Source organism: Xanthomonas sp. NCPPB 3200 (genome assembly GCF_056393585.1).
In genome coordinates, this window is the sequence record NZ_CM150785.1 from 2,650,834 (window position 1) to 2,666,837 (window position 16,004).

The 16,004-nt window shown below is 66.6% G+C and carries 16 protein-coding genes; 9 read left to right on the plus strand and 7 right to left on the minus strand.

The window, feature by feature from the left end; translation table 11 throughout:
- Positions 1–6: 6 nt before the first annotated feature.
- The 4 genes from AC06DU_RS11615 to AC06DU_RS11630 form a co-directional block, all read right to left on the minus strand.
- Positions 7–2,985, minus strand: coding sequence for a TonB-dependent receptor (locus AC06DU_RS11615; protein ID WP_478202459.1), 2,979 nt, complete (start codon positions 2,983–2,985; stop codon positions 7–9).
- A gap of 121 nt (positions 2,986–3,106) precedes the next feature.
- Entirely contained in the window at positions 3,107–4,129 is a 1,023-nt protein-coding gene (locus AC06DU_RS11620; RefSeq protein ID WP_349783234.1) for a LacI family DNA-binding transcriptional regulator, read from the minus strand.
- Positions 4,130–4,455: 326 nt separating this feature from the next.
- On the minus strand, positions 4,456–4,725 hold the full coding sequence (locus AC06DU_RS11625) for a BolA family protein (RefSeq protein WP_039521812.1): 270 nt from the start codon (positions 4,723–4,725) through the stop codon (positions 4,456–4,458).
- Positions 4,722–5,021: a YciI family protein gene (locus AC06DU_RS11630; RefSeq protein ID WP_478202461.1), complete on the minus strand. Its 300-nt coding sequence runs from the start codon at positions 5,019–5,021 to the stop codon at positions 4,722–4,724. Before AC06DU_RS11630 ends, AC06DU_RS11625 begins: the two co-directional genes overlap by 4 nt.
- A gap of 350 nt (positions 5,022–5,371) precedes the next feature.
- Between AC06DU_RS11630 and AC06DU_RS11635 the strand changes: the two genes are divergently transcribed.
- From AC06DU_RS11635 to AC06DU_RS11645, 3 genes are read left to right on the plus strand one after another with little or no spacing between them, the layout of a single operon-like run.
- Positions 5,372–6,277 carry a segregation and condensation protein A gene (locus AC06DU_RS11635; RefSeq protein ID WP_024940608.1) on the plus strand — a complete coding sequence of 302 codons (906 nt, stop codon included), beginning with the start codon at positions 5,372–5,374 and terminating at the stop codon, positions 6,275–6,277.
- A complete protein-coding gene (gene scpB / locus AC06DU_RS11640; RefSeq protein WP_478202463.1) occupies positions 6,255–7,520 on the plus strand; it encodes an SMC-Scp complex subunit ScpB in 1,266 nt (421 codons plus the stop codon). Before AC06DU_RS11635 ends, scpB begins: the two co-directional genes overlap by 23 nt.
- Positions 7,513–9,141, plus strand: a complete 1,629-nt coding sequence (locus tag AC06DU_RS11645) for a pseudouridine synthase (RefSeq protein ID WP_102251915.1) — start codon at positions 7,513–7,515, stop codon at positions 9,139–9,141. Before scpB ends, AC06DU_RS11645 begins: the two co-directional genes overlap by 8 nt.
- Before the next feature lie 201 nt (positions 9,142–9,342).
- On the opposite strand, the gene AC06DU_RS11650 is transcribed toward AC06DU_RS11645, so the two are convergent.
- Positions 9,343–9,780 (minus strand): hypothetical protein, encoded by a 438-nt coding sequence (locus tag AC06DU_RS11650; RefSeq protein WP_016904973.1) that lies wholly within the window; start codon positions 9,778–9,780, stop codon positions 9,343–9,345.
- Positions 9,781–9,945: 165 nt separating this feature from the next.
- Between AC06DU_RS11650 and AC06DU_RS11655 the strand changes: the two genes are divergently transcribed.
- Positions 9,946–10,716 (plus strand): glutaminyl-peptide cyclotransferase, encoded by a 771-nt coding sequence (locus tag AC06DU_RS11655; RefSeq protein WP_478202464.1) that lies wholly within the window; start codon positions 9,946–9,948, stop codon positions 10,714–10,716.
- A gap of 79 nt (positions 10,717–10,795) precedes the next feature.
- Here the strand turns inward: AC06DU_RS11655 and AC06DU_RS11660 are convergent, their stop codons facing one another.
- Together AC06DU_RS11660 and AC06DU_RS11665 are read right to left on the minus strand one after the other, a co-directional pair.
- Entirely contained in the window at positions 10,796–11,596 is an 801-nt protein-coding gene (locus AC06DU_RS11660; protein ID WP_184378252.1) for an amidohydrolase, read from the minus strand.
- A gap of 206 nt (positions 11,597–11,802) precedes the next feature.
- A complete protein-coding gene (locus AC06DU_RS11665; RefSeq protein WP_478202466.1) occupies positions 11,803–12,951 on the minus strand; it encodes a pyridoxal phosphate-dependent aminotransferase in 1,149 nt (382 codons plus the stop codon).
- Positions 12,952–13,149: 198 nt separating this feature from the next.
- Here AC06DU_RS11665 and ccmA point away from each other — a divergent pair, with 198 nt between their 5' ends.
- From ccmA to ccmE, 5 genes are all read left to right on the plus strand, one after another.
- Complete coding sequence (gene ccmA / locus AC06DU_RS11670; RefSeq protein ID WP_039527017.1) at positions 13,150–13,794, plus strand: heme ABC exporter ATP-binding protein CcmA; 645 nt, start codon at positions 13,150–13,152, stop codon at positions 13,792–13,794.
- Entirely contained in the window at positions 13,791–14,486 is a 696-nt protein-coding gene (gene ccmB, locus AC06DU_RS11675; protein WP_006452115.1) for a heme exporter protein CcmB, read from the plus strand. The genes ccmA and ccmB overlap by 4 nt, the downstream gene beginning before the upstream one ends.
- A gap of 94 nt (positions 14,487–14,580) precedes the next feature.
- A complete protein-coding gene (ccmC, locus tag AC06DU_RS11680; RefSeq protein ID WP_024939980.1) occupies positions 14,581–15,333 on the plus strand; it encodes a heme ABC transporter permease CcmC in 753 nt (250 codons plus the stop codon).
- Entirely contained in the window at positions 15,330–15,500 is a 171-nt protein-coding gene (locus tag AC06DU_RS11685) for a heme exporter protein CcmD (protein ID WP_024939981.1), read from the plus strand. Before ccmC ends, AC06DU_RS11685 begins: the two co-directional genes overlap by 4 nt.
- On the plus strand, positions 15,497–15,967 hold the full coding sequence (ccmE, locus tag AC06DU_RS11690; protein ID WP_039515161.1) for a cytochrome c maturation protein CcmE: 471 nt from the start codon (positions 15,497–15,499) through the stop codon (positions 15,965–15,967). The genes AC06DU_RS11685 and ccmE overlap by 4 nt, the downstream gene beginning before the upstream one ends.
- The last annotated feature ends 37 nt before the right edge of the window (positions 15,968–16,004 follow it).

Genomic DNA, 16,004 nt, shown 5'->3' on the forward strand with positions numbered 1-16,004 from the left:
AGTACCTCACCAGTTCAGGCCGAAGGCCAGACGGAAGGTACGCATCGGCGACGCCAGCACACCGGTCGGGGTGCCGTAAGCCGTGTTCAAGTCTCCGAGTGTCCCGGTCTCGCCGTTAAAGTTGGCGTAGTTCACCCAATTGAACACGTTGAGGATATCCGCACGCACGTTGAATTTGACACCTGCGCCGGTATCCCACTCTTTATTGGCGGCGATGCTGAACTCCTTGTAGCCCAGCGTGCCGTCCGGCTTGAACTGCACGATGTAGCACTGGTCGTTGCCGGCCAGGCAGTTCTGCCCGTAACGCGCGGTCTGGCTGGCCAGCGACAGCTTGCCGGACAGCTTGATCTCGTACGGCAGCTCGTAGATGCCGGTGACCACCAGGCGATTCTTCGGAATGCCGCCGGCCTCGCGCCAGCCGTAGTCCTCGATGCGTTCGCGATCCAGGGCGTAATGCTCGCCAAACTGGCGGTTCTCCTTGGCATCGGAATAGGTGTAGGCCACCGTCAGGCCCCAGCCGGACTCCTCGTCGAACGGCTTTTCGACCTGCAGGGCGAGCTGGTTGTTGCGGGTTTCCACGCCGTTGGTCCCCAGCACGATGGCGCTGTAGCCATCAGGGCCGTCGGTCGGCGAGCCGGAAGTGGTGCCCGGCTGGAAGAACGACCCGTCCGGCAGGCGGTTGCCGCGCACGAACGCGAAACCGTCATGGCTTTCGATGCGGCTCAGGGTCACGTCGGTGAACCAGTCCTGGCCCCACAGCGGCACCATGTTGCGCATGCCGATGCTGAATTGATCGGAGTACGGGGTCTTGATGTTGTTGTCGATCAGGTAGACCTCGCGACCGCCGCCGCCACCGCTGCTGGCTGTCAGCGTGTTCAGGCCCTCCTGGGTGTTGTAGGCCGGATTCCATGCGGTACACGGGTCGCCCAGGCAGGCCGGGTTATTGGCGCTGGTGAAGTAGTAGCTATAGGAGTTGAACGAGTTGTTGAGCTGCTCGAGCGCCAGGTAGTCGAAGATGTTGCGGTCGTAGGCACGGCCGGCACCGCCATAGATCACATGCGCCTGATCGCCGAACAGGTCATAGGAGGCGCCCAGGCGCGGCTGCCAGGCATTCTTGAATGCCTTGCGATTGTTGCCGGTGCTGATGAAGTTGTTGATGTCGTAGTTGGCGTTGCGCAGGTTGGTCCAGTTCTGCAGCGCACCAGCGACGTCGGACGGGGTCACGAAGTCCAGGAACGCCGGGGTTTCTTCGTAGTCGTAGCGCACGCCCAGGTTCAGGGTCCAGTGCTCGTTGACCTCCCAGTCGTCCTGCAGGTAGATGCCGTACTGCTTGTTCTCGGACACCACCGAACCGCCACCGTCGACCAGCGGCGCACCGAAGCGCACCCGGTACGGCGTTTCGACATCGCTGAGGATGTTGTAGTAGTACTGCGGGTTGGCCGGATTGAACTGGGTGGAATCCAGATCGATGCTCTTGAACTTCACGCCCATCTTGACGGTGTGCGCGCCGTGCCATTCCAGGCTGTTCAGGGTCAAATCGTCCTGGAAGGTCCAGCCCTTCTGGCCCTTGCGCTGGAAGCTGCTGCCGGCGCCGGCGGCAAGCACGTCGGTCTCGTTACCGCGGTTGGGCGTATAGCTGAGGATGTAGCCGTTGCCGTTGTTGATCGGCGCCTGGTTCCAGAACGCGCTCTCGTAGCTGAGGTTGGCTTCGTTGAGGAAGTTGGCACCGCTGTACTGCCAACGCAGGTTGGCGCGCTTTTCTTCCTGGCCGTTGATGCTGCCGTGCTCGAGGGTCGAGGTGCCGCCGACGTCGTTGAGCTCGTCTTCCTTGCGGTACTTTCCGCTCAGCTCGAACAGGCTGTTGTCGCCGATGGTCCAGTCGATCTTGGCGAAGTACAGGTCTTCCTTGAACGGCGTGCTGTAGGTGGCGACCAGCGGCTGCAACTGCGTGGGCAGCTGATCGACGCGGTCCGAATAGATCGAACCGGGGATCACCACGTTCGGGGTGGTGTATTCCTTGGCTTCATAGGCGACGAAGAAATGCGCCTTGTCCTTGAGGATCGGGCCGCTGAAGGTGGCGCCGTACTGGGTTTCCTCGAAGTCGTCACGCACGCCGGCGCGCTTTTCCAGCGGGCTTTCTTCGCGCCAGCTGTCGTTGCTGGTATCCCAGAAAAAGCTGCCGTGGAAATCGTTGGTACCGGACTTGGACGAGGCCACGATGGCCGCGCCGCTGACCTGGTCGAACTCGGCCTTGTAGTTGGAGGTGATGACCTTGTACTCGCCGATTGCCGACTGCGGGAACGGATTGCCGCGGCTGGAATCCTGGCCGCTGACGCCGCCGGTCAGCACGTAGTTCTTCTGGCTCACGCCGTCGATGTAGACGTTGGTGCCTTCGGCCGAGGTGGCACCCGAGCGCACCTTGGTGGTGCCGTTGGCCTCGCGGGTGAACTGCACGTTCGGCACGGTGTCGGCCAGTTCCAGGAAGTTGCGCGTGGCACGCGGCAGGTTCTGGATCTGCACGTTGGAGATATAGGTGGCGTTTTCGGAGGTACGGGTTTCCACCAGTACCGGCGGGGCCTTGACCTGCACCGCGTCCAGCGTGGTGGCGTTACCACCGTCAGCCGTGGCCGGTTCGCCGCCGACGCCCAGGTTCAGGGTCGCGGTCTGGCCGACCTGCACGGTGACGTTCTGCGAGGTGGTCTGGCCGTTGGCGGTGACGTCCAGGCGGTACGAACCCGGCGGCAGGCCGCCGAGCGAGTAGCCGCCGTTGCTGACCTGCACGGTGCGGGTCAGGCCGGTGGCGAGATTGGTCGCGGTGACCTGGGCCTGGCTGGCAGGCGCCGAGTCGACGGTGACCTGGCCGCGGATGGTCGCCGCAGCACTCTGCGCAAAGGCCGGTGCGGCACCAAGCAGCAGGCAACTGGCCAGGGCGCAGCTGAGCAGCTTGCGCGCCGGACTGGCGGAATGGGGGTAGTGGTGGCGCATTGGTCCCTCCAGGGATCGGTACAGATTGTTGTTGTGGCGTTGCGACTTGCAGGAACGACCGCTGCGGGGGGCAGCGGGAGCGGACAGAACGTCCGCGAAAAGGGTCAGCGGGCAGGAAACCTCAGGGGCCGGGCTCGCCGGCGCCGCAGGAGGCGCGGATCACCAGCTCGGGTGTGAGCAATTGGCGGATGCCGTCGTCGCGGCCGGGCTGGTCCACCAGCCGCATCAGCCGGGACATCGCCTGCTCGCCCAGGCGCGCGATGCTGACCCGCATCGTGGTCAGCGCCGGATGGACGAAACGGGCCAGCGGAATATCGTCGAAACCGGCCAGTGCCACATCGCCGGGCACCGAGACATCGGCCTGGACAAACGCGTACAGGCAGCCCAGCGCGGTCATGTCGTTGGCGGCGAAGACCGCGTCGGGCAGCGTGCCGCCGGCCAGCATCGCCTGGCCGGCGCGGTGGCCGGAGGCCTCGTCGAAGTCGCCGGGGAATTCGATGCCCTGCGCGGTATCGCCGTAGGCGGCGATCGCATCGCGGAAGCCACGCAGGCGTTCGCGCGCATCGAAATTCAGCGCTGGCCCGCCGATGAAGGCGATGCGCCGATGTCCGGCCGACAACAGATGTTCGGTCATCGCCATCGCGCCGGCATGGTCGTCGATGCTCAGCACCGGATAGGCGTCGCCGGGGAGATGCGCGTTGATCAATACCGTGGGCAGCGCCTGCGGCAGGTTGTCGGTGAGGAACCCGGGCTGCTCGGCATACGGCGACAGCACCAGCAGACCATCCACGCGCCCGCGCATGGACTGCAGTGCCCTGCCCTGCGCTTCCGGGTCGCCGTGGTAACTGGACACCAGCAGATGCTGGCCGGCGGCACGCGCCGCACCATCGATCCCGCGGATCAGCTCGGAAAAGAATTCGCCATACAGGTCCGGCAGCACCACGCCCAGGGTCTGGGTGCGTCGACTGCTGAGGCTGCGGGCTGCCGCATGCGGGCTGTAGCGCAGGCGCGCGGCCACGTCCTGCACCAGCTGGCGCACCGGCCCGGCGACGTTGTCATGCCCATTGAGCGCACGCGACACCGTTGCAACGGAGACCTGTGCTTCCCTGGCGACATCTTTGATTGTGACCGCACCCTTGGCCATTCGTGTCGCCCTCCGCGACCGAGTTCCCAAAACTGGCGCGGACTGTAAGCGTTTTCATACAAGGGCGTAAACCCCTGTCTTCACGCCCGTGAAAACGCTTACAGATCAAGCATCTGCAAGTGATGAATACGTGAAGCGATGTGTTGCGACGCAACAAATATCGCCCATATGTCCACGGATGAAGGTCGACGGCGATCACGGTTGGGGCGGTTTGGCTCTCTGCAGGGAACGGTCCCTCGCGTAGGAGCGCACCCGGGCGCGACAGGCCTTACCGATAAATCCGTCGCGCCCGGGTGCGCTCCTACGACGGCGGCTTGATTGGCCTGTTAGCCCGCCTCGCCGGGCGCGATCGCCTCGATCGACAGCGCGTGGATATCGGTCTGCATCATCTCCCCGACCGCGGCATAGACCGCGCGGTGCCGCGCCAGCGGCGGCTTGCCGGCGAAGGCGGCGCTGACCACGCGCACATTGAAATGCCCACGGCCGTCGCGCGCGCCGGCATGCCCAGCATGGCGATGGCTGTCGTCCACCACGTCCAGTTCGGTCGGCGCCAGCGCCGCCTGCAGCGCGGTGCGGATCCGCTCGACCCGGCTCATGGCAGCACCCGGCGGAACGGACGCACCTCGGTGCGCACGTACACGCCCACCTCGACATACGGATCGGCATCGGCCCAGGCGCGGGCGTCATCCAGCGCGTCGAATTCGGCGATGACCACGCTGCCACTGAAACCGGCCGGGCCCGGATCCTCCGCATCGATCGCCGGACATGGCCCGGCCACCAGCAGGCGCCCTGCCGCCGCCAGCGCCTGCAAACGGGCCAGATGCGCCGGTCGCGCCTGCTGCCGGGCCGCCAGTGCGTCGGCCCGGTCATACCCTTCGATTACGTACCACATAGGCCACCTCGCCCAAGACGTGAAGAACAGCCCCGGGATTCTAGCCGCCTCGGCGCTGGACACCGCCCCCGCGCACGCATTACCCTTGCCACCACTGCACACGCAATCGGACGCAGCGGCCCGTCGGCCCAGGCCCCACGCCTCCTCGACGACCGATTCGCTGCCCACCGCCGACCCGCGTAGACGACCTCCTCGCTGTTCCGTCGCCGCATGCCACGCGGCGCACGTTGTATGTGGATTTGTAGGATCGTGCCGGCACGGGCACGACATTGATCGCAATAACTCAAGGCAAAGCCCTGCAGGCGCGGCTCCGACCGTGGCCGGCGACCGTAAGACCCGATGTCGACCTGATGAATTCCGAACTCGCGCACGACGCGAATCCGCCAGCCACGAGCGCGCCGCCACAGCAGCAGGAAATGCGGCTGGCGGTGGTGCATGGGCAAGCGGTGCTGCAGATCCCGCAGGATCTGTATATTCCGCCGGACGCGCTGGAAGTCATCCTGGATGCCTTCGAAGGTCCGCTGGACCTGCTGCTGTATCTGATCCGCCGGCAGAATCTGGACATCCTGGATATCCCCGTCGCCGAGATCACCCGGCAGTACGTGGATTACATCAACGTAATGCAGGAGCTGCGCTTCGAACTGGCGGCCGAATATCTGGTGATGGCCGCGATCCTGGCCGAGATCAAGTCGCGCATGCTGTTGCCGCGCCCGCCCAGCGAGGAAGGCGAAGAAAACGATCCGCGCGCCGAGCTGGTGCGCCGGCTGCAGGAATACGAACGCTTCAAGCAGGCTGCCGAGGATCTGGACACCCTGCCGCGCATGGGCCGCGACAGCGCGCCGGTGCAGGCGCATCTACCCGAGCGCGCCGCGGTCAAGCTGCCGCCGCCGGTGGAACTGAAAGAAATGCTGATGGCGCTGTACGACGTGCTCAAACGCGCCGAACTGTTTACCGGCCATGCGATCAAGCGCGAGGCGTTGAGCGTGCGCCAGCGCATGGGCGATGTGCTGAGCCGCCTGGACGATGGCAGGTTCTACCGTTTCGAATCGCTGTTCACGGCCGAAGAAGGCAAGCTCGGCGTGCTGGTCACCTTCCTGGCGCTGCTCGAACTGGCCAAGGAGCAGTTGCTGGACATCGTGCAGGAGGCGCCGCTGGCGCCGATCTACGTGAAGTCGCTGGCCTTGGGCAATACCAATGCGCCGCTGCAATTCTCCAGCGAATTCGACGACAGCGATGCCGCCAACGAACCCCTCTGAAGCCGATCACCGAATGGATCAAGCGTTGATCACCCGCATCATCGAAGCCGCCCTGCTGGCGAGCAGCCAGCCGCTGACGCTGGCGCAGCTGCAGGGCGTGTTTCCGGAAGAAGAACCGGCGCCGCCCGGCAGCGTCGAGCGCGCGCTGGAACTGCTGCGCGACGGCTGCGCCGAGCGCGGCGTGGAGCTGGTCGAGGTGGCCTCCGGGTTCCGCTTCCAGGTCAAGGCGGACGTGCATGGCTGGGTCGCCCGGCTGTGGACCGAGCGCCGCACCAAGTACACCCGCGCCACGCTGGAAACCCTGGCGCTGATCGCCTACCGCCAGCCGATCACCCGCGGCGAGATCGAGCAGGTGCGCGGCGTGGCGGTCAGCAGCAACATCATCCAGGCGCTGGAAGAACGCGAGTGGATCCGCGTGGTCGGCCACCGCGACGTGCCCGGCAAGCCGGCCCTGTTCGGCACTACCAAGGGCTTCCTGGATTACTTCGGGCTCAAGCGATTGGACGAGCTGCCGCCATTGTCTGAGTTGAAGGACATTGCCGAGCTGGAACCGCAGCTGCCGCTGGACCGCGACGGCCAACTGGACGGCGCGGTGCCGGCGTCGGCGGCGATGGGTGCGGAGCATGCTGAAGCGGGTCCGGATACGGATCCACACCCGGATAGGGCGGATGCAGATGGCGCCGGCGCCGATGCGGCGATTGCCGCCCGGACTGACGCGGCGTCGGATGCAGGTGCTGACGTGGATGCCGACCCGGGCGACGCCGCGCCAGAGCACCGCGATGCCGAGGAGGTGCTGCCGGCATCGGACAGCGCCACCGACGCAACCAGCGACAGCGACTACGCAACGCACGCCGATGTCGATGCCGATACCGAGATGGCCGTTGATGCCGATGGCGATGCCGATAGTGATGTAGACGACAGCGACCAGACTGCCAGCCCAGGCACTGCAGTCGACGACGAACACGAACACCACGCCGACGCGGTCGATGACCACGCCAGCGCCAATGAATCGAGTAACGACACACCGCAACACCCCGAGCATGCCTCGGCGCAGGACCCAAAACCGTTGAACCCAGATGACGCCCGTGAGGGCGACCCCGACACCGCGCCGGGAACGCGCGCGGACGCAGTGAACGAAGACGAAGACAACGCCGTCGCGACGACGACCGTGGCTGTTGACGAAGCCGATTCCGAACCAGAGGCCGACCCAGAACGCGTCGGCCGGAGCCAGACACATGAGTGACACCCCCCGCAAGCTGTCGTTGAACAAGCTTTCCCTCAAGCGCGACAGCGCGCCCGAAGCGCCCAAGCTGGAAGAGCGCCTGCACAAGGTGCTGGCCCAAGCCGGACTGGGGTCGCGCCGCGCGCTGGAACAGCGCATTGCCGATGGCCTGATCAAGGTCAATGGCGCCGTCGCGCAGACCGGCATGTCGGTGCGCAGCGGCGACAAGATCGAGCTGGATGGCCGCAGTTTCGTGGCCAGCGCGCTGACCGAGCCCTCGCGCGTGCTGATCTACAACAAGCCCGAAGGCGAAGTGACCACCCGCGAAGACCCCGAAGGCCGCCCGACCGTGTTCGAGTCGCTGCCGGCATTGAAGGGCTCGCGCTGGATCGCCATCGGCCGCCTGGACATCAACACCACCGGCCTGCTGCTGCTGACCACCGACGGTGAGCTGGCCAACGCGATGATGCATCCCTCCTACGAGGTCGAGCGCGAATACGTGGTGCGCGTACGCGCCCCGGAAGGCGAGGACAAGGTCTCCGACGCCATCATCGAGCGCCTGTCGCGCGGCGTGCTGCTGGAAGACGGCGGCGCCAAGTTCGACGAGATCGAACGCATCGGCGGCACCGACTCGCACGACTGGTTCCGCGTGGTGGTCAAGGAAGGCCGCAACCGCGAAGTGCGTCGCCTGTGGGAGTCGCAGGGCTGCCAGGTCAGTCGCCTCAAGCGCAGCCGCTACGGCAAGATCTCGCTGCCGCGCGAACTGCTGCGTGGGCAGTCCATCGAAGTGGCGCAGGACAAGGTCGACAGCCTGCGTGCCGAACTCAAGCTGGAAGAAGGCGCGCCGTCGGCGCTGACGCTGCAGCCGGTGATCGGCCAGCGCCGCGCCGCCAAGTCCACCGTGCACGTCTCGCGCGATGGCCGCAGCAATGCCTACGTCAACGGCCAGACCTCAGGCGCCGACGAAGGACGCGAACTGCGCCGCTTCGACAACCCGCGCGAGGATCGCGGCGGCCGTGGCCGTGGCAAGCCGGGCGGTTTCCGCGGCGGCCTCACCGTCAGCGGCGAAGCGGCAGCCAAGCAGTCGCAGCAGCGCCCATTCAAGCAACGCGCCCCCGCCAAGGGCGACCGCGGCCTTCCGGACGGCAACCCGGCCGCGTTCCGCAGCTGGTACGTGCCCGATGGCGTGAGCACCGGCCCGAGCGGCCACCGCAATGCCGGCCCCGGTGGCCCTGGCACCGGCCAGGCGCGCCCGTACGCGAAGAAGGGTCCGGGCGGTGCACGCCCAGGTGGCGGCGCGGGCAATGCACGCCCTGGCGCAGGCGGCGCGGGACGTGGCGGCGCCGGTAGCGGACAGGGCCAGTCGCAGGGCCAGGGTCAGCGCAAGCACCCGTACGGTCATCCGGGCAATGCGCCGAGCTTTCCGTCCGATCACGCCAACCCGGGTTTCAGCCCGTATGGCGCGGCACGTCCGGCGGCCGGTCGCCCGACCGGCGCACGCGCGGGTGGCCCCGGTGGCAACCGTGGTCCGGGCGGCAATCGCGGTCCGGGTGGTCCGGGCGGCGCGCCGCGTGGACCGGGTGGTCGCCCGCCGGGTGGCGGCAATCGTCGTCCGCCAGGCGGTGGTAATCGCGGTCGCTAAGCTGCGGCACGCGCAATAAAAAACGGCCCTGCAAAGGGCCGTTTTTTATTGGTGTTTCTGTTCGCGCCCGGCATCGCAGTTGCTGGAAACAGCAGCGACACCGAGTTCGTACAGCAACAGCGCAGAGCCCACTGTTTGGGGGCGCTGCGCGTTCACGCAGGCGTCGACCATTGGCGACGCTTGCGCTGCATGCACAGCGTCTTACTTGCGACGCTCGATGACGAAGTTGCCCACCGCCACGCCCAGATCGACGCCCTCGCCCGTGCCGGCCAGGGCCAGCGAAATGTCGCCCTTGGTGACCACCTGTGCCGTGCTGGACTTGACCACGCCGGCATGCGCTTCGGCCGCCGCGTAGGTGCCGAACAGATCATTGAGGCTGTAGGCGCCGGAGAAGGTGCCGCGGCCGCCGACAATCTTGGACTTGCCGACGGTCAGGCCGCCGCCCTTGCTGGAGATCTTGACCGGGATCACCGCGCCGTTGTCGCACTTGATGGTGCCGGTGCCGCTGGCGGTCTTGTAGAACACCGACCAGCCCGACAGGTTGAACGACAGCTGGCAGTCGATGTTGCCGGCGGCCTGCGCCTGCGGTGCAAGCGTTGCGGCGCCCAGCAGCGCGAAGAGGGAAAGGGACTTGATCATGCGGGCATTCCGGTTGGTGAACGTGGCGCCGAGCCTAGCAGCGCCGATGTGGCAACCGCGACAACATGCCGGCACCGCGCATGCGACCGTTCAGCGAATCATTATTTCGCCGGCCGGCGGCCTGCGCAGCCATAGTCTGCGATGGCGGCATGGGATGATTGCGGCATGCCACGCACCGCCTACAGCCTGCTCTTCGCCGCCCTGCTGCTGCCCACCCTCGCCCACTGCGGCGAGACCATCCCGACCCAGGGCTATACCGTCGTGCGCACCTATCCGCACGACACCGCCGCCTTTACCGAAGGCCTGTTCTATCTCGACGGCTACCTGTACGAGAGCACCGGCGAACTGGGCCAGTCCAGCGTGCGCAAGGTCGAGCTGGAGACCGGCCGCGTCCTGCAGCAGGCCTCGACACCGGCGCCGTTTTTCGGCGAAGGCATCGTGGCCTGGCACGACTGCCTGATCCAGCTGACATGGCGCAACCAGCGCGGGTTTGTCTACGACCTGGCCACGCTGACGCCGCGCACGCAGTTCAGTTATTCCGGCGAGGGCTGGGCGCTGACCCGCGACGACAGCAGCCTGTACATGAGTGATGGCACCGCCCACATTCGACGGCTGGATCCGCAGACGCTGCAGCAGGTCGGCAGCATCAAGGTCACTGCCCGCGGCAAGGCGCTGGACAATCTCAACGAGCTGGAATGGCTCAACGGCGAGCTGTTGGCGAACGTCTGGCTGACCACCCGCATCGCACGCATCGACCCGGCCAGCGGCAAGGTCATCGCCTGGATCGACTTGAAGGCGCTGGTGCCGGACGCCGACACCCTGAGCGACCCAAGCAACGATGTACTCAACGGCATCGCCTACGACGCCGAGCACGATCGTCTGTTCGTCACCGGCAAGCGGTGGCCGAAGATCTACGAGATCAAGTTGGGTGAGTAGCCGGGATTGGGGATTCGGGATTGGGGATTCGCAACGGCGGGCAAGCAAAGAGCTGTGCCTTGCCTGCTTGCACCAATCCCTAATCCCTAATCACAAATTCATCCGCATCCAGCATCGCCGGGAAGCGTGCGCGGTGTTCGGCCAGGGCGGCAGCGCTGAGGGTGGTGGTGACCACCTGTGGCTGCTCGCGGATTTCCACCTGCGGCTGGCCGAGGAAATCGATCACGGCGCTGTCGCCGGCGTAGTGCAGCTGATTGCCGTCGACGCCGACGCGGTTGACCGCTGCCACAAAGCACAGGTTCTCGATCGCGCGTGCGCGCAGCAACGTCTTCCAGGCATAGGCGCGCGCGGACGGCCAGTTGGCGACGAACAGTTGCAGATCGAAATCCAGCGCGCCCGGCCGCTCGACATCGAAGCGATTGCGGCAAAACACCGGAAAGCGCAGGTCGTAGCAGACCTGCGGATTGATCCGCCAGCCCTTCCACTCCACCGTCAGGCGATCGCGCCCGGCCGCGTAGCGCAGGTGCTCGTTGCCGAAGCGGAACAGATGGCGCTTGTCGTAATACTGCAGCGCTCCGTCCGGCGTGGCCCACAGCAGCCGGTTGAACACGCCTTCGGGCGTGCGCAATTGCACGCTACCGGTGACGGCCGCACCCAACCGCGCCGCCTGCGCACGCACCCAGGCCACGGTCGGCCCGTGCATGTCCTCGGCCTTGTCGATGGCGTCGTTGGAGAACCCGCTGGTGAAGGTCTCCGGCAGGATCACCAGATCGGTCTGCCCGGCCAACGGCTCCAGCAACGCACCGTAATAGTCGCGATTGCCGGCCGGGTCATGCCAGCGGGTGTCGCCTTGGATCAGGGAGATGCGCAGGTCGTGCATTGGAGGCTCGGGAATGGGGAATGGGGAATCGGGAATGGGTAGAGCGGGTGTGGTGGTGTCTGTGCGCTATGTGGGTGACAAAGTCGGAGGGCAGGAAGAACACCAGCGACGCGCTCACGATTGCCTGTCCCGGGCCGGCAGAAATCGAGAAGGAGTCCAGTAACGCTCTTACGATTCCCGAATCCCGATTCCCCATTCCCAGCTCTTCAGAGCTGCTGCAACCGCGCGATCGCCGCATCCAGGGTTCCATCGTTCTTGGCGAAACACAGCCGCGCCAGTCGTTGCCCTTGTGGCGCGGTCTCGTAGAACGGCGACAGCGGAATCGCGGCCACGCCCTTTTCCACCGTCAGCCACTTCACGAACTCGGTGTCGGGCAGGTCGCTGATCGCCGAATAGTCGACCAGCTGGAAATAGCCGCCGGGCACCGGCAACGGCTTCAGGCGCGTGGTCAGCAACTGTTCGCGGAAACGGTCGCGCTTGGCCTGGTAGAACGCGCCGAGGTGTTCGTCGTGTTCGGGTTCGTCGCGAATCATCGCGGCGAACGCGTGCTGGGCCGGGCCGAAGCTGGTGAAGGTGTTGTACTGGTGCACCTTGCGGAACTCGGCGCTCAGTGCCGGCGGCGCGATGGCGTAGCCGATCTTCCATCCGGTGCAGTGATAGGTCTTGCCGAAGCTGGAAATCACGAACGCGCGCTCGCGCAGTTCCGGCCAGCGCAACACCGATTCGTGGCGGCGGCCGTCGAACACGATGTGTTCGTACACCTCGTCCGAGAGCAGGAAGATGTCGCTGCCGCGCAGCAGCTCGGTCAAGCGCTGCATGTCATCGGCAGACAGCATCGCGCCGGACGGATTGTGCGGCGAGTTGATCATCAGCAGGCGCGTCTTCGGCGTGATCGCCGCGCGCAGCGCCGGCCAATCGATGGCGAAGGTCTGCGGGTCCAGCGCCACGTGCACGGCGCGCGCGCCGGCCAGGTCGATCGCCGGCTCGTAGCAGTCGTAGGCCGGGTCCAGCACGATGACCTCCTCGCCTGCGCGCACCACCGCGTGGATGGCGTTGAAGATCGCCTCGGTGGCACCGCTGGTGACGGTGATCTCGCTGTCGGCATCGACCTGCGCGCCGTAACAGCGCTGCGCCTTGCCGGCGATGGCCTGGCGCAAGGCCGCAACGCCGGTCATCGGCGGGTACTGGTTGTGGCCGGCCGCCATGGCCTTGGCCAGTTCATCGACCAGCCGCTGCGGCACCGCGAAATCGGGAAAACCCTGGCCCAGATTCACCGCGCCGTGTTCGGCCGCCAGCTGCGACATGACAGTGAAGATGGTGGTGCCCACCTTGGGCAGCTTGGTCGTGAGGGGCATCGGGCCTGTCCGGGCAACAAACGGGGGGACCGCGAGTGTACGCAAAGCCGCCAGGCGGTTGCGCCCGGGCGATGCAAAACAGCGTTCCCGGACACATCACGCCGCCGAACGCGCCCCCGGCAGCGCGCCATCGTCGCTACAATGCGCGCCCTGCCTCGCCCACCCCATGCCGTCCTGCGACGGGAGCCCGCTGCGCCGATGATCGAACCGCTGCACACTGCGCCACCGCTGCTGGCGGCGCGCGCGCTGGCTTTCAGCCGCAACGAGGAGCCGGTGTTCGGCCCGCTGGATTTCCATGTCGATGCCGGCGAGGCGCTGCTGGTGCAAGGCGACAACGGCGCCGGCAAGACCACGCTGCTGCGGGTGCTGGCCGGGCTGCTGCATGTGGAGCGCGGGCAGATCGAGATCGACGGCAAGACCGCGCGGCGCGGCGACCGCAGCCGCTTCATGGCCTATCTGGGCCATTTGCCGGGGCTGAAGGCCGATCTCAGCACGCTGGAGAACCTGCACTTCCTGTGCGGCCTGCATGGCCGCCGCGCCAAACAGATGCCCGGCAGCGCGCTGGCCATCGTCGGCCTGGCCGGCTACGAGGATGCGCTGGTGCGGCAGCTGTCGGCCGGCCAGCGCAAGCGCCTGGCGCTGGCGCGGCTGTGGTTGTCGCCGGCCCCGCTGTGGCTGCTGGACGAGCCCTATGCCAACCTGGACCTGGACGGCATCACCCTGGTCAACCGGATGATCTCCGCGCACCTGCGCGGCGGTGGCGCGGCGCTGGTCACCACCCACGGCGCCTATGCGGCGCCGCCGGTGCGCACGCGCATGCTCACGCTGGAGGCGGCAGCATGAGCCTGCATTCGCCACAACCCTCGCTGTGGCAGGCCGCGCGCGCGCTGCTCAGCCGCGACCTGCAACTGCTGTGGCGCCGCCGCAGCGATGCCTTGCAGCCGGCGCTGTTCGCGCTGCTGATCGTGGTGTTGTTCGCGCTGGGCCTGGGCGGTCGCCCGGACCTGCTGGCGCAGGCCGCACCGGCGGTGCTGTGGCTGTCGGTGCTGCTGGCCGGCCTGCTGTCGCTGGATGCGCTGTTCCGCAGCGATGTGGAAGACGGCTCGATGGAGCAATGGTTGCTGGCGCCGGTGCCGTTGGCGTGGCTGATCGCGGTGCGCGTGCTGCTGCACTGGGCGACCAGCGCACTGCCGTTGATCGCGGTGACGCCGCTGCTGGGCGAATTGCTGCACCTGCCACATGACCAACTACCGGTGCTGCTGGCATCGTTGGCGCTGGGCACACCGCTTCTGAGTCTGCTTGGTGCCGTCGTTGCGGCGCTGACGGTGACGATGAAACGCTCTGGTATTCTCGTGGCGTTGCTGGCGTTGCCGTTGTACGTGCCGGTGCTGGTGTTCGGTGCCGGCAGTGTCGCGGCCAGCGGACAAGGGCAGGATGCGGTGGGTGCGTTGTTGTTGCTGGGCGCCGGATTGGTGATCGGCGTGGTGCTGGCACCGCTGGCTGCGGCTGCCGCGATCCGGATTTCCTTGAGTTGAGCCCTGCGGTCGATGCGCTGTCGACAAGACGCTCCACTCATTGCGTTGTTGCTGTTTCGAGAGCCAATGCCATTCCAAAGGCTGCTGCCATCGCATGAACGTCGTCGCCCGCTGGTTCCACCAACTCGCCTCGCCTCCGATCTTCGACCGTTTCACTGCGCGCTGGGCGCCGTGGTGCTACGCGCTGGCCGCGGTGTTGCTGGGCGTGGGCATCTGGCAGGCCTTGTTTGCGGTCCCGGCCGACTACCAGCAGGGCGATAGCTTCCGCATTCTGTATATCCATGTGCCGAGCGCGTGGATGAGCCTGTTCGTGTTCGGGCTGATGGCGGTGTACGCGGCGATCGCGCTGATCTGGCGCATCAAGATCTGCGAAATCCTGGCCATGGCCTGCGCGCCGATCGGCGCGGCGTTCACCGTGATCACCCTGCTGACCGGCAGCATCTGGGGCAAGCCGATGTGGGGCGCCTGGTGGGATTGGGACCCGCGCCTGACCACCGAGCTGATCCTGCTGTTCCTGTATCTGGGCGTGATCGGTCTGTACCAGGCCATCGACGATCGCCGTCAGGCCGCGCGCGCGGCCGCCTTGCTGGCGATCGTCGGCGTGGCGCTGCTGCCGGTGATCCGCTATTCGGTGGTGTGGTGGAATTCGCTGCATCAGGGCCAGAGCATCCGCCTGCTCGGCCCCTCCAGCATCGATGCCAGCATGCTGCTGCCGCTGTGGCTGATGGTGATCGGCACCAAGTTCTGGTTCGCCGGTTCGCTGCTGACGCGTGCGCGCGCCGACAACCTGCGCCGCGAGGCTGGCAAGGCCTGGATCGTGCACGATGCGCCGGAGGGCGCGGCATGAGCTACCTGCCCTACGTCATCGCCGCCTACGCGGTATTCGTGCTGGTGCTGCTGTGGGACCTGATCGCCGGCCGCTGGCAGCTGCGCCGCGCGTTGAAGATCGCGCAGGCGCGGCGTTTGCGCGAGCGCAAGCGCGCGGTGCCCAGCGATGCGGAGCTGATCCGGTGAACCCGCAACGGCGCCGCCGGATCTGGCTGGTGATCGCGCTGGTGCTGGCCGGTGGCCTGGCGACCGCGCTGGTGGCGATGGCACTGCAGCGCAATGTGGCTTATCTGTACACACCGTCGGAAGTGCTGCGCGGCGACGCCGGCGAGCATGCGCGCTTCCGGCTCGGCGGCATGGTGGAGAAAGGCTCGTTCCAACGTGCGTCCGGTTCGCTGGAAGCGCAGTTCCGCGTCACCGATGGCGATGCACAGTTGCCGGTGCGCTACGACCGCATCCTGCCGGACCTGTTTCGCGAAGGCCAGGCCGTGGTGGCGACCGGGCGCATGCAGAACGGCGTCTTCGTTGCCGAAGATGTGCTGGCCAAGCACGACGAGACCTACATGCCGAAGGAAGTCGCCGACAAGATGGGCAGCGCGCACCGCAAGCACGATGTGCCGGCGGCCGCAGACCAGGCCGGAGCGCTGCGTTGATGGCAGGGGTCAAAACGTTCGCCTTGCTGCGCTGTGA

Bases quoted from the DNA above. Each gene is read 5' to 3' on its own strand.
- AC06DU_RS11615 (WP_478202459.1), bottom strand. From the start codon at position 2,985: ATGCGCCACCACTACCCCCATTCCGCCAGTCCGGCGCGCAAGCTGCTC.
- AC06DU_RS11620 (WP_349783234.1), bottom strand. From the start codon at position 4,129: ATGGCCAAGGGTGCGGTCACAATCAAAGATGTCGCCAGGGAAGCACAG.
- AC06DU_RS11625 (WP_039521812.1), bottom strand. From the start codon at position 4,725: ATGAGCCGGGTCGAGCGGATCCGCACCGCGCTGCAGGCGGCGCTGGCG.
- AC06DU_RS11630 (WP_478202461.1), bottom strand. From the start codon at position 5,021: ATGTGGTACGTAATCGAAGGGTATGACCGGGCCGACGCACTGGCGGCC.
- AC06DU_RS11635 (WP_024940608.1), top strand. From the start codon at position 5,372: ATGAATTCCGAACTCGCGCACGACGCGAATCCGCCAGCCACGAGCGCG.
- scpB (WP_478202463.1), top strand. From the start codon at position 6,255: ATGCCGCCAACGAACCCCTCTGAAGCCGATCACCGAATGGATCAAGCG.
- AC06DU_RS11645 (WP_102251915.1), top strand. From the start codon at position 7,513: ATGAGTGACACCCCCCGCAAGCTGTCGTTGAACAAGCTTTCCCTCAAG.
- AC06DU_RS11650 (WP_016904973.1), bottom strand. From the start codon at position 9,780: ATGATCAAGTCCCTTTCCCTCTTCGCGCTGCTGGGCGCCGCAACGCTT.
- AC06DU_RS11655 (WP_478202464.1), top strand. From the start codon at position 9,946: ATGCCACGCACCGCCTACAGCCTGCTCTTCGCCGCCCTGCTGCTGCCC.
- AC06DU_RS11660 (WP_184378252.1), bottom strand. From the start codon at position 11,596: ATGCACGACCTGCGCATCTCCCTGATCCAAGGCGACACCCGCTGGCAT.
- AC06DU_RS11665 (WP_478202466.1), bottom strand. From the start codon at position 12,951: ATGCCCCTCACGACCAAGCTGCCCAAGGTGGGCACCACCATCTTCACT.
- ccmA (WP_039527017.1), top strand. From the start codon at position 13,150: ATGATCGAACCGCTGCACACTGCGCCACCGCTGCTGGCGGCGCGCGCG.
- ccmB (WP_006452115.1), top strand. From the start codon at position 13,791: ATGAGCCTGCATTCGCCACAACCCTCGCTGTGGCAGGCCGCGCGCGCG.
- ccmC (WP_024939980.1), top strand. From the start codon at position 14,581: ATGAACGTCGTCGCCCGCTGGTTCCACCAACTCGCCTCGCCTCCGATC.
- AC06DU_RS11685 (WP_024939981.1), top strand. From the start codon at position 15,330: ATGAGCTACCTGCCCTACGTCATCGCCGCCTACGCGGTATTCGTGCTG.